Source organism: Clostridium sp. UBA4395, assembly GCF_002390995.1.
GTDB lineage: Bacteria > Bacillota > Clostridia > Clostridiales > Clostridiaceae > Clostridium_J > Clostridium_J sulfidigenes.
Genome location: NZ_DGRF01000050.1, coordinates 142,681 through 154,963 on the forward strand (window position 1 = coordinate 142,681; position 12,283 = coordinate 154,963).

Annotated in this window: 12 protein-coding genes and 2 pseudogenes; 4 read left to right on the top strand and 10 right to left on the bottom strand. The window is 29.7% G+C overall.

Features of this window, described 5'->3' with window-relative positions; all coding sequences use genetic code 11:
* The first annotated feature begins 149 nt into the window (after nucleotides 1-149).
* From B2694_RS08945 to B2694_RS08960, 4 genes are all read left to right on the top strand, one after another.
* Nucleotides 150-554 carry a zinc ribbon domain-containing protein gene (locus B2694_RS08945; protein WP_346885428.1) on the top strand — a complete coding sequence of 135 codons (405 nt, stop codon included), beginning with the start codon at nucleotides 150-152 and terminating at the stop codon, nucleotides 552-554.
* Between the two features lie 143 nt (nucleotides 555-697).
* The gene (locus tag B2694_RS08950; RefSeq protein ID WP_346877331.1) at nucleotides 698-1,084 is read left to right on the top strand and encodes a DUF2085 domain-containing protein; all 387 of its coding nucleotides are present in this window, start codon (nucleotides 698-700) and stop codon (nucleotides 1,082-1,084) included.
* 29 nt (nucleotides 1,085-1,113) lie between these two features.
* The gene (locus B2694_RS08955; RefSeq protein WP_346885429.1) at nucleotides 1,114-1,965 is read left to right on the top strand and encodes a zinc ribbon domain-containing protein; all 852 of its coding nucleotides are present in this window, start codon (nucleotides 1,114-1,116) and stop codon (nucleotides 1,963-1,965) included.
* A gap of 32 nt (nucleotides 1,966-1,997) precedes the next feature.
* Nucleotides 1,998-2,342 carry a zinc ribbon domain-containing protein gene (locus B2694_RS08960; RefSeq protein WP_346885430.1) on the top strand — a complete coding sequence of 115 codons (345 nt, stop codon included), beginning with the start codon at nucleotides 1,998-2,000 and terminating at the stop codon, nucleotides 2,340-2,342.
* Between the two features lie 80 nt (nucleotides 2,343-2,422).
* Here the strand turns inward: B2694_RS08960 and B2694_RS08965 are convergent.
* From B2694_RS08965 to B2694_RS09010, 10 genes and pseudogenes are all read right to left on the bottom strand, one after another.
* A pseudogene (locus B2694_RS08965) lies at nucleotides 2,423-2,635 on the bottom strand (polysaccharide biosynthesis protein); the annotation flags it as partial.
* A 286-nt stretch (nucleotides 2,636-2,921) separates the two neighbouring features.
* The gene (gene tagD / locus B2694_RS08970) at nucleotides 2,922-3,329 is read right to left on the bottom strand and encodes a glycerol-3-phosphate cytidylyltransferase (RefSeq protein WP_346878695.1); all 408 of its coding nucleotides are present in this window, start codon (nucleotides 3,327-3,329) and stop codon (nucleotides 2,922-2,924) included.
* Nucleotides 3,330-3,611: 282 nt separating this feature from the next.
* Nucleotides 3,612-3,950, bottom strand: coding sequence for a HepT-like ribonuclease domain-containing protein (locus tag B2694_RS08975; protein WP_346885470.1), 339 nt, complete (start codon nucleotides 3,948-3,950; stop codon nucleotides 3,612-3,614).
* Nucleotides 3,951-4,218: 268 nt separating this feature from the next.
* Nucleotides 4,219-5,199, bottom strand: coding sequence for an Rpn family recombination-promoting nuclease/putative transposase (locus B2694_RS08980; protein ID WP_346878694.1), 981 nt, complete (start codon nucleotides 5,197-5,199; stop codon nucleotides 4,219-4,221).
* A 247-nt stretch (nucleotides 5,200-5,446) separates the two neighbouring features.
* Nucleotides 5,447-6,493 (bottom strand): annotated as a pseudogene (locus tag B2694_RS08985) (UDP-N-acetylglucosamine 4,6-dehydratase family protein); the annotation flags it as partial.
* A gap of 16 nt (nucleotides 6,494-6,509) precedes the next feature.
* Nucleotides 6,510-7,055, bottom strand: coding sequence for a dTDP-4-dehydrorhamnose 3,5-epimerase (rfbC, locus tag B2694_RS08990; protein WP_346885431.1), 546 nt, complete (start codon nucleotides 7,053-7,055; stop codon nucleotides 6,510-6,512).
* Nucleotides 7,056-7,077: 22 nt separating this feature from the next.
* Nucleotides 7,078-7,959, bottom strand: a complete 882-nt coding sequence (gene rfbD, locus B2694_RS08995; protein ID WP_346885432.1) for a dTDP-4-dehydrorhamnose reductase — start codon at nucleotides 7,957-7,959, stop codon at nucleotides 7,078-7,080.
* Between the two features lie 92 nt (nucleotides 7,960-8,051).
* Nucleotides 8,052-8,960, bottom strand: coding sequence for a glucose-1-phosphate thymidylyltransferase RfbA (gene rfbA / locus B2694_RS09000; protein ID WP_346885433.1), 909 nt, complete (start codon nucleotides 8,958-8,960; stop codon nucleotides 8,052-8,054).
* A gap of 26 nt (nucleotides 8,961-8,986) precedes the next feature.
* Nucleotides 8,987-10,042 (bottom strand): dTDP-glucose 4,6-dehydratase, encoded by a 1,056-nt coding sequence (rfbB, locus tag B2694_RS09005; protein WP_346885434.1) that lies wholly within the window; start codon nucleotides 10,040-10,042, stop codon nucleotides 8,987-8,989.
* Nucleotides 10,043-10,395: 353 nt separating this feature from the next.
* On the bottom strand, nucleotides 10,396-11,796 hold the full coding sequence (locus B2694_RS09010; protein WP_346885435.1) for a mannose-1-phosphate guanylyltransferase/mannose-6-phosphate isomerase: 1,401 nt from the start codon (nucleotides 11,794-11,796) through the stop codon (nucleotides 10,396-10,398).
* Nucleotides 11,797-12,283: the final 487 nt, after the last annotated feature.

A 12,283-nucleotide genomic window follows, 5' to 3' on the forward strand; every position in this document is an offset into this window, starting at 1 on the left:
GATACCTTCTCCCATTTTTTAGGTGGAGTCTGCCTCCTCCAATAGATGTACAACAATAATTGTGAACAAGCCGTGAATATATCTTATTTTGCCTCAGCAGGCTTAGGGAGTTACTTTTGTACCTAAATTGTTTACTATTTCTACAATAAATGATACAATTGTTAATGGAATTTATACAATATTTTAATTTTAAGGGGGATATATACATGTTTTGTTCAAAATGCGGGAAATCAATTCCTGACAATGCCATCTACTGTCCTGAATGTGGCAATAATACAAATCCAACTAGCCAACAACAATCAATGGGAAATATTCAAAATACATATAACAATGGGCAACCAATTGTTAACGATGAGCCAAACACCCTTGCAAACATAGCAAGTTGTTGTTTTCCAATAGTTGGACTAGTACTTTATTTAGTTTGGAAGGATACAAAACCAAAGAGTTCAAGTGCAGTTTGCAAATGGGCCATCGGTGGGGTTATTGCCGTAGTTATTATATACATACTCTGTATTATATTAGGCTTAGCTGGAAGTTCATTTTATTCTTACTAGAATAACTATAAACTTTTAATTATTTTTATATTATAATGTTTTGATTAAAGTAGTAGCTTAATATATTAGCTACTACTTTAATCAAAATCCGCATGAAATCATAATTGCATACATATTATTCATTGTGTTTAGGCTAGCAACTAATGGGTTTTAATGAGAAAGGAAAAAATCAAAATATGAAAATACTTGACTATCTTTTTATATGTCACAAGCTACCTGAGCGTTCATTCTTTTATAAAGGAAAGCAGTTTCCTATTTGTGCTCGTTGCACTGGTATATTAATTGGATACTTAATAGCATTACTAATGGCATTTTTCATAGAAATACCCTTGATGTTTAGTTTTGTTCTATTGATACCTATCGGAATTGATGGTATAGGACAATACTTAGGAAAGTGGACAAGTACAAATACAAGAAGGCTAATCACAGGTATTTTAGCTGGCATTGCTACAATATATATTATTATTTTTATTGGGAAACTTGGTTATAGTCATGGAGTTAAATTACAAAAAATTTTGAGGGGCCTATAATATATGCCTCATTGGAGGAATTAAATAGAATGATTAATTATGATAAAAAATCCATTAATACTAAAAAAATAATTTGCCTTGCCATTGCCACGTCTATAGCTATAATTACATCTTTAATTATAGATTTTGTACCTTTTAATGATGTACTTTATGAAGTTATATTATGCTTCCTCTTAGCAATTCTAGTGTTTATAGGGTATGCTTCCTCTAACATCTTAGACGTGGGATTAAGTACTTGCATTTTTTTATTTCTAGGTCCAATTTTAGCTATACCCATAAATATGTTTAAAAATGATATTAGCATAGATAATGTGCCATTCTTATTATTAGAATTATGTTATTACGGAATATATATTATTACAATTCTAATATCATACTTGATAAGTTTATATTTCAAAAATAAATCTAAAACTATTGACTTAGTTATACAAATATTATTAATAAACCTTGGGATTATAACATCATTTTCATTATACTCTTTTATCAGATGTTTTGTATTGAGTATGACTTTTAATGATAATTATTTTACTGGCTTGGGTGATTTCATTTTTGGAAACCTTAAATATTCTCCAATACTTATATTGTTTGTTTCATTAACTTTATTTATTAGTAAATTGATATTTAAAAAGAGAGTTATCACAAATTCTATAAACTTTAATGAAAAACTTGTACTAAATAATCTCGATAATGTTTGTAGAAACTGTAAAACTCCACTTAACCCTGACAGTAAATTCTGCACAACTTGTGGTACTCCTATAGTGAGGGATACAAATGCCATTTCAAATATGGATGAAAATGAAACTCTTTGTAATAATTGTAAAAAAGTAATAAGTGTTGATGCTAAATTCTGTATACACTGTGGTAACCCAAAAATCAAATAAAAACTAACTTAATTTTTAAGGAGGATTCGCATATGTATTGTTCTAAATGTGGAAAAGAAATTCTAAATAACGTCACCTTCTGTCCTGAATGTGGCAATGCTACAAATCCAAATAACCAGCAATCAATGAATAATAATTCATATAATTATGGCCATCCAATAGTAAAAGATGAGCCTGACACTATTGCAAATATAATAGCTTGTTGCTTTCCTATCGTTGGAATAATAGTTTATTTTATGTGGAAGGATAATAAACCAAGAAGTTCAGATGCTATAGGTAAATGGTCATTGTTTGGATTCATAGCTTCAATCATTTTTACCGTTGCTATATATATATTCTTCTTTATAATTGCACTAGCATGTAGTACGCCTTACTAATAATATAATAAAATGTAATGGNNCCCCATTACATTTTATTATATTTAACTATTTAAAATTTTCCTTAGGAAACTATATAAATATAACCCTATTATGTTGTTTTTAATTGCATCAGCCATATTCTCTTCCATCAGAGGAACATGCTTATGAGCAGCAGCATGAAATACCACATCAGGTCTATACTGGCAAAATACCTGATCCATTCTCACCAAATCCCTCACTGAAGTAATTATCACACTTTTACACAGCTGAGGACATTCTCTATTAAGCTCCATTTGTAAATCATAATCATTATATATCCAAAATTACATATATTCACCTTTAGTTTTTGTAACCACATTATACACGATTGCAGAATTGCACTTTAATAAGGTTACTATCTAGATTTTCTTTGGTATCAAATATACCATTTTACCATACTTTCCGTCCTATATTAACATTCTATTCACATCCCCCGAGGGTCATTGCAAAAGGCTTGCCTTGAGCTTCCTAATTATTTAACTTATACTGTTTTTATTTATATCTTAGACAATAAAATTAGGACTAGTAAATCAATAACTAGTCCCATGATAATGTATATTATTTACCTATCGCAACTTGTCCTATACCTAGTTCCTGTTTTATTTTAGTTGTTGATATTTCAGGAGTTCTCCCTAAATATATAACTTTACAGTATTCTTTAAGAAAATCAAACTTTCCTTCCCAATCATCTCCAATGACAAAAGTATCTACATGAAATTCTTTTATATCATGAATTTTTTGTTCCCAATTATTTTCTGGAATAACTAAATCCACATATCTAATTGCTTCTAATAATTTTTTTCTCTCCTCATATGAAAAATAACACTTCTTACCTTTAACTTCATTAAACTCATTTGTCGATAAAGCTACTATTAAATAGTCTCCTTGCTCTTTGGCTCTCTTTAATATGTTTATATGACCATAATGCAATAAATCAAATGTGCCGTATGTAATTACTTTTTTCATTATTAAATTCCTCCCAAAAAATAAATTGCTTTATTTTTTATATTTCCCTTTATTACTTATTATAATACTATATATGGTAATCAGCAACTGTCTGGAATAATATTGACAAGTGCTATTACATAATTTCTAATTATTTTATCATTATTAAGGGATTTATCTTAATATAGCTTCCCTCCCCCTCGGAACCATCATAAGTTTTTAATTCTAGCTCCCTTACTACATTACCAATTAAAGTTACTTTATTCATAAAACATTACCTCCATAAGTTAATTTGCTAGTCTCTTAACCTTTGTCACTAACAACTAATCTTATTTTTTCAGAAGATGTTTCTAGAAATAAATCTAAAGTTATCATTTCAAATTTGCATATAGCTATAATTCTTTTCCTTACTAATTTCCTTTGATAAAAATCATGAGTATGTCTATTCCTAAGTCTCACTATTCCTTGAAGTTTCTTAGAATCCTCTGAAGATATGAATCCAAAGTTTGATGATAATTCTATTATATCAACTCCTGATTTATTAGGTATATAATTTTCTGTTGCTACTAAATATGTTTCACACATATCTAATATAAATTCACAGAAAGAATTAAAGTAAGATATCATGGCTTCATCTACTATTTCATCATCACTATTTGGATTTCTCTTTAAACACTCTCATATTCTCACTAAAAAGACTTTACTTTCTACAAGCTTTTCTTCTAGCTTTTCTTTTTTATATTTATAATATCCTCCACTCTCTAAATCTACTTATTTATATTATAACCAAACTCATTAAAACCTGCACTAGATTTCATGTTTTTATGTTCTTATGTTCTTCACGGTGTAAACCCTTATTACTACTAAAGTTAAGTCTCCTAGAAACAAATTAGAGACTAACTTTAATTTGCTAGTCTCTTAATCTTTTTACTTCTTCTATTGTTAAGCCTGTTTTCATAGAAATAGTTTCATCATCTAAAATATCTAATAAGTTTTTAGCTATCTCTATAGCTTTATTTTTTTCGCCTTTTTCGATGCCTTTTTCGATACCTTCCTCTATTCCTTTTTGAATTCCTTCTTCTCTTGTTTTTTCAAAAGTTTCTTTTATTGTCTTTGAAATGTTAGAAGTCATGATAGCCACCTCCTCTTTATTTGCAATTAAAATATCTTCTATTCTTTCTCCTAATTTATCTTTAATTTCATCTGATAAAGTATTCTTTAGCCAACGCCTTAACATGATTTTTTGTTCTTCACTTAAGGTATTAAATCCTATGGCAATATCCTTAACTCTACTTATAAATTCTTCAATGTCAACTTTTTGATCTAATAAAAACACTGCTGATGCTATATTCTTTAGTTCCATTAATTGTTCTTTTTCATATTTATTTATATCTATTAATATATACTCAAAATCGATTATGTTATTTCCAAATAATTCACTTTTACTTATAACATTTTTAAACTTTTTCTCTACTGTCCACTTATATTCACCATTATATAACACTATAGGTACTATTGCTGGTAATTTAAAGTCTTTGCTTTTTACTTCTACTTTTTTAGTGTTTTTTAAAACTTCTCTCCAAATTTCTGTCATATATAAAAATAATCTTATAGGCATACTATAATCCACATATGACTGAAATTCTAACAAAATATAAAATATAACTTCTTTATTTTCTATTGTAGCCTTATAAACTATATCAGATTCTAACTCCTCATAGTCTGAAAGAATATATGACTTATTTACTAACTCAATATTATCTTTTGTAATATCTTTTCCCCATGAACTTTTAACAAAACTTTGAACCATATTTATTAAAATTTCTTTATTAGAAAATAAATCCTTATAACTTTTATCATGTATATGATGTATTTCTTTTTTTATCTTCATTTTGTTCTTCACCTATCATTTTAAAATATATTTACTTACTTATATTATAACCAAACTCATTAAAAACTGCACTATATTTTATGTTTTTAGTTTCTTCTATTAGCAAGCCCCGGTGGGGAAGCTAAATTCTTTCAGCCTACCGGCTCAGCATAAATGCTGATCACGCAAAAAAGAAGAATACATAAATATTCTTCTTTCATTGAACAGAGTCTGTGTAATAAAACTATATAACTAGTTAACTAGTTGTTTACGTAGCAATGGTTTGCGAGATTTCAGCTATTTGGGATACCCCGTAATCTAACCCCATAGGGTAGTAAGTAGGAACCTTTTCTTTCATTAATTTTATAATTTCTTCTTTAGGCATATTTTCTACATTTTTAAATTCTTTTATAGATGATTCTATGAAGTTTATATTTGCTTCTTTAGGTTTTTCTACAAATATTTTATCGTGTTCTGTAGAAGTTAAGGCAACTTCATCCATGAGTAGTTCTTCATAAAGTTTTTCTCCAGGTCTTAGACCTATATACTCTATTTTTATATCAACCTCTGGCTTATAACCTGAAAGAGCTATTAATTCCTTAGCTAGGTCCACCATCTTCACTGGTTTACCCATATCAAGGACAAATATTTCTCCACCCTCGGCAAAGCCTCCTGCTTGAATTACAAGCTGAGCTGCTTCTGGTATAGTCATAAAGAACCTAGTTATCTCTGGATGTGTAACTGTGACAGGGCCACCTTTTTCAATCTGCCTTTTAAATAGTGGTATCACAGAACCATTACTTCCTAAAACATTTCCAAATCTCACTGCTACAAAATCAGTTTTGCTAACTTCATTAAAAGCTTGTACTATAAGTTCACAAAACCTCTTAGTAGCTCCCATTATATTAGTAGGATTCACAGCTTTATCTGTGCTTATTAATACAAACTTATCTACTCCATACTTATGAGCGCAATTAACAACATTATAGGTGCCTATTATGTTGTTTTTAATTGCATCAGCCATATTCTCTTCCATCAAAGGCACATGCTTATGAGCAGCAGCATGAAATACCACATCAGGCCTATACTGACAAAATACCTGATCTATTCTCACTAAATCCCTCACTGAAGTAATTATCACATTTTTACACACCTTGGGACATTCTCTATTAAGCTCCATTTGTAAATCATAAGCATTGTTTTCGTATATATCTAAAATAAGAACTTTCTTTGGTGAAAATTTAGTAATTTGTCTAATTATCTCTGAACCAATACTTCCTCCACCACCAGTTACAAGGATAACCTTATCCTTGATATTTCAATCTCCTATGTTATATTTCACAAAGCTTATTTCTATTACTATCTTTATCAGATAAAATTACTTCATCTATGCCTTCTATTGGCCATTCTATACCTATTTCAACATCATCCCATGCTATGCCACCCTCATCTTCTGGATGATAAAAATCAGTACATTTATAGCAAAACTCTGCTTCATCTGATAAAACTAAAAATCCATGCGCAAAACCTTCTGGTATATAAAATTGTTTTTTATTTTTTTCATTTAAAATAACTCCCACCCATTTTCCAAAGGTTTTTGAATCTTTTCTTATGTCTACTGCTACATCAAATACTTCCCCTTTTATAACTCTAACAAGTTTTCCTTGAGGATGAATCTTTTGAAAGTGAAGCCCACGAAGAACTCCTTTTCTGGAACTCGATTGATTGTCTTGAACAAATACCATGTCAAGACCTGCAGCTTTAAAATCATTGTAATTATATGTTTCCATGAAATATCCTCGATTATCTCCGAAAACTCCTGTTTCTACTATATATACTCCTTCTATTTCTGTTTCTATGAAATTAAACTTTCCCATTCTAAACCTCCATATATCCCTATTATGAGTTCAACTTTTTAATAAAGCTCATTAATGCTTCCTGCCAATGGCGCATTTCATCTCCGGATGTTACGCGAAGCATCATATTATCAAGTGATGAATATGCTGGTCTTTTAGCTGCCCTGTTGATTTTACCAGAAGTTATAGGGTTTACTGTGCACTCTATACCACTATACTCTACAATTTTGCAAGCAAAATCATACCAAGAACATTCCCCCTTACCTGTACAATGATAAATACCGTACTCATCAGTTAAAATAATCTTTAATACATGATGAGCAAGGTCTTCTGCATAAGTAGGATTACCTCTTTGGTCTTCAACTACATCAAGATGTCCTTTTTCTTTAGCAGCTTTCATTATGGTATAAACAAAGTTATTACCCCATTGTCCATAAAGCCATGCTGTTCTTACTATAAAATAGCGGTTACAGTTTTCTCTTACATACTGTTCTCCCATAAGTTTTGTCTTCCCATAAACACTTACTGGATGAGGAATGTCATATTCCTTAAATGGAACAGTACCTTCTCCATTAAACACATAATCAGTAGATACATGAAGAAGTTTAGCATCATATTTTTCACAAGCTATAGCTAGGTTTCTTGGTCCTATAGTATTCACTTTAAAGGCTATATCTCTTTCACTTTCACAGCCATCTACATTAGTAAATGCTGCACAGTTTATTATTACATCCGGTTTAAAGGAACTAACAAAGGATATAACTTCATTGTAATTTGTTATATCTAATTCATCATAATCTATGAATTTGCATTGACAATCTTTAAACCTTCCATCAAGTTCTCCAATATCGGAGCTATTTTTCTCTATGATGTATTTAAGCTGACATCCAAGCTGACCTTTTCCTCCAGTTACTAGAAGTTTCATATTTACCCCCATAAAATTAAAGGCATGATATTGTAATATTAAAACTCCATCATGTCTTATATGATTATTATTTAATTGAGTCTTTTAATTCTTTAATCCTCCATTGTAGCAGCAACTTCTTTTAATGCTTCTTCATTCATATTAGTAAGTTGTAGAAGATACTGTCCATACTCTGTTTTATTCATAGAATTAGCAATCTTACGTAATTGTTCTCTATCTATAAAACCTTTTCTATAAGCAATTTCTTCTATACATGCTATAAAAAGGCCTTGTCTTGTTTGTACTGCCTCTACAAAATTTGAAGCATTTAAAAGTCCTGATGCAGTCCCCGTATCAAGCCAAGCCATACCTCTTCCAAAGAGCTCCACCTTTAAATTACCTCTTTTTAAATACTCATTATTTACTGCAGTAATCTCAAGCTCCCCACGCTTTGAAGGTTTTAAATTCTTTGCAATTTCAATTACATCATTATCATAGAAATATAAACCTGGAACAGCATAGTTAGATTTTGGTTCTATTGGCTTTTCTTCTATGGAAACAACGTTAAAGCTTTTGTCAAATTCCACTACGCCAAAATCTCCCGGATTACTTACATGATAACCAAATATAGTAGCACCTTCTTTTCTTTCCACTGCATTTTTCAACCTTTCTGTAAACCCATAACCATAGAATATATTATCTCCAAGTACAAGAGCAACATTATCATCGCTTATAAATCTTTCACCTACTATAAAAGCATCTGCAAGCCCTCTTGGTTTATCTTGAACTGCATATTGAATATTAAGACCAATCTCACTACCATCTCCAAACAACTCTTTAAATGTTTCAGTATCTCTTGGTGTGGATATTATAAGAATATCCTTAATGCCAGCAAGCATTAAAACCGAAAGCGGATAATAAATCATTGGTTTATCATATATAGGAATAATTTGCTTGGAAATAGCCTTTGTCATAGGATAGAGTCTCGTGCCAGAACCTCCGGCAAGTATAATTCCCTTCATTGCTAAGTACACCCCTTTAAATTTTGTTATCTAACTTCATACATTTTTTCATAATAACTTTGATATTCACCAGAGGTGATACTGTTCATCCACTCTTTATTATCAAGATACCACTTAATAGTCATCTCAATTCCATCTTCAAACTTAGTTTCAGGATACCACCCAAGCTCTTCTTTAATTTTAGTTGGATCAATACCATATCTTTTATCGTGACCTTTTCTATCTGCTACGTAAGTGATTAAACTTTCACCTATTGTAGAATCTACATTATCATGAAGGTAGGATATTATTGTCTTTATAATATGTATATTGGTTCTTTCATTATGACCACCGATATTATAGACTTCACCTAACTTCCCGTTGTTAATTACCATATCGATAGCCTTACAATGATCTTCTACATAAAGCCAATCACGGATATTGAGTCCATCACCATACACTGGAAGAGGCTTCTTATTCAAACAATTATTTATAATAAGAGGAATAAGCTTTTCTGGAAACTGATAAGCACCATAATTATTTGAACAACGAGTAATATTAACTGGCATTTTATATGTATCATAATAAGCCTTTACTAATAAATCTGCTCCAGTCTTACTTGAAGAATATGGGCTATGAGGGTCAAGAGGTGTTGTCTCCATAAAAAATCCTGTTTTTCCTAAAGAACCATAAACCTCATCTGTAGAAACCTGAAGATATTTCTTACCTTCTTTAAATTTACCGTCTACTTCCCAAGACTTTTTAGCCGCATTTAAGAGTACTGAAGTACCTAAAACATTAGTTTGAACAAATATTTCAGGCTCAGTTATACTTCTATCTACATGAGATTCTGCAGCAAAATTTACCACATAATCTATATCATAGTTCTCAAATAATCTTCCCACAAGATCTTTATCACAAATATCACCTTGTATAAAACTATAATTAGCATTATTCTCTACATTTTTTAAATTCTCAAGATTTCCAGCATAGGTAAGCTTGTCTAAATTTATAATTCTAATATCATTACTCTTTTTAAACATATAATGAATGAAATTCGAACCTATAAAACCAGCTCCACCAGTAACTAAATAAGTTTTCATTTTAATTCCTCCTCGTATAATTAATTTTACAGTTAATTTTAAATGAATTTCCAGTATGATGTCTAGTTATATTGTTATTACTTCTCATAATCTTATTGTAACTAATGGTTATCTACCCATTTCTCTCTCATTATATCTAACTAGTCAGTTATATTCTGTTCCTTTTTTCAATTTTGAGTTTTTTATCATCACCACTTCATCAAGATTTATATATACTTACATATTTTCACGACTTTACTTATTTATTAACTAATCAAATTATATCTAGCTAAATTCACGTTTTACACTCATTGGATTTTTACTTTACTGCTATACTTAACGTTCCTAGGATATTTATTTATAATCATATATTGTTAGTATTTGCAGCCAACTCTTTGTTCTCTACCATATTCATCATTAAATCTAACTATATCATCTTCTTCTAAATAATCACCCATCTGTACTTCAATTATTTCTAGTGGTGTTTTCCCTTCATTCTCAAGCCTATGCTTTTGTCCTGGTTTTATAAAAATGCTTTCTCCAGCCGGCAATAATTTTTCTATATCATCTATAGTTACTTTAGCCATTCCTTTAACAACAATCCAATGTTCACTTCTATGGTGATGCATCTGATAGCTTAACTTTTTTCCTTGACTTACCTTAATTCGCTTAATCTTAAATGAATTTTTCTCTTCTTCAATAACTTTATAGTTACCCCACGGTCTGTAATCTTGAACATGATATTCAGCCCTAATATCATTTCTTGACTTTAAAGTTTCCACTATTTCTTTAACTTTTTGCGATTGGTCTTTTTTACAAATAAGTAAAGCATCCCTGTTGTCTACTATAATTAAATCATCAATTCCTACTGTTGATACTAATTTCCCCTTTTCCGAGTGTATATAATTATTCTTTGAATCAATAACTATATTATCTGAATCAACTATGTTATTATTTTCATCTTTATCAAAAACATCATAGAAGGTATCAAAACTACCTAGATCGTTCCATCCAATATCTATAGGGGTTACAGCAATATTTCTGCTCTTTTCCATAATCCCATAGTCAATTGAAATCTTTTCATCAATCTTATTAAAAGCTTCTTTGATATTACTGCTTGTTTTAAATGCATCATAAATATTTTTTGCGTACAATTTTACTTCATTAATAAAAAATTCAGTATTAAATATGAATATTCCTGCATTCCAATAATAACCCTCATTAACATATGTAACAGCTACTTCATAGTCGGGTTTTTCTTTAAACTCTTTTACTTCATATCCATTTAATTTTTGCTTTCCTGGTGCAATATATCCATATCCAGTATTAGGTCCATCAGGTTTTATTCCAAAAGTTATTATTGAGTCCTTAGTTAATACTTCAGAATCTTTAATAATATCTACAAACTCTTTACCTTTTAAAATCATATGATCAGAAGGGAAAACTACTACTGAATCATTACCTTTTTTAGCTATTTCATAAACTCCAGCATATATAGCTGGCAATGTATTTTTAGCTTCAGGTTCTACAATAATATTAGTTTCATTATACTTATATCCTAATTCTTCAACAGCTCCCATGACCAAAAATTTATACTTTTCATTAGTAACTACATATATATCATCTACATCTGCTAATAATAAACTTCGCCTAAACGTTTCTTGAAATAATGATGGCTTATCCCCTTGTAATTTAATGAATTGCTTTGGATACCTATCACGGCTTAATGGCCATAACCTCGTCCCACTTCCCCCTGCTAAAATTATTACTTTCATTGTACTAAGCCTCCATTCAAATTAATTTTTAAAACATTTCTTATATTTTCACAGCTTTCTCTGTGTCTATATTTTATTCATCATATAATCAATTATCTTTTTCTATATAATAACTCCATTGCAGATACTAATTAACACAACTGCTTCTAATTGTATTTATGTAGTTTATAAGGTTTATCCATTTTCCAATTTGAAAATATTATAAATTAAGTATCTAATATTTTCTATCATCTTATTTAAAATACATTAATATATGTTTTTTAATTTTTACTAAATATGTAATTTTAATGTAATTATTCAAATTCTTCCGAGTTACATATAAAAAACAATCTACTAAGTATTTTTTAATAGTGCTTGATACTCCCCTTAAATTATAGCTTTATCTACCATAGATTATCGGTTTTTATAGGTTATATTCTCTACTTAACTATGATAAGTTCTTTACAACGTTATAAATTTCTAATATTATATTTTTAATTTCTTATAT

Excerpts from the sequence above, each read along its gene's own strand:
- B2694_RS08945 (WP_346885428.1), top strand. The coding sequence starts at position 150 with ATGATACAATTGTTAATGGAATTTATACAATATTTTAATTTTAAGGGG.
- B2694_RS08950 (WP_346877331.1), top strand. The coding sequence starts at position 698 with ATGGGTTTTAATGAGAAAGGAAAAAATCAAAATATGAAAATACTTGAC.
- B2694_RS08955 (WP_346885429.1), top strand. The coding sequence starts at position 1,114 with ATGATTAATTATGATAAAAAATCCATTAATACTAAAAAAATAATTTGC.
- B2694_RS08960 (WP_346885430.1), top strand. The coding sequence starts at position 1,998 with ATGTATTGTTCTAAATGTGGAAAAGAAATTCTAAATAACGTCACCTTC.
- tagD (WP_346878695.1), bottom strand. The coding sequence starts at position 3,329 with ATGAAAAAAGTAATTACATACGGCACATTTGATTTATTGCATTATGGT.
- B2694_RS08980 (WP_346878694.1), bottom strand. The coding sequence starts at position 5,199 with ATGAAGATAAAAAAAGAAATACATCATATACATGATAAAAGTTATAAG.
- rfbC (WP_346885431.1), bottom strand. The coding sequence starts at position 7,055 with ATGGGAAAGTTTAATTTCATAGAAACAGAAATAGAAGGAGTATATATA.
- rfbD (WP_346885432.1), bottom strand. The coding sequence starts at position 7,959 with ATGAAACTTCTAGTAACTGGAGGAAAAGGTCAGCTTGGATGTCAGCTT.
- rfbA (WP_346885433.1), bottom strand. The coding sequence starts at position 8,960 with ATGAAGGGAATTATACTTGCCGGAGGTTCTGGCACGAGACTCTATCCT.
- rfbB (WP_346885434.1), bottom strand. The coding sequence starts at position 10,042 with ATGAAAACTTATTTAGTTACTGGTGGAGCTGGTTTTATAGGTTCGAAT.
- B2694_RS09010 (WP_346885435.1), bottom strand. The coding sequence starts at position 11,796 with ATGAAAGTAATAATTTTAGCAGGGGGAAGTGGGACGAGGTTATGGCCA.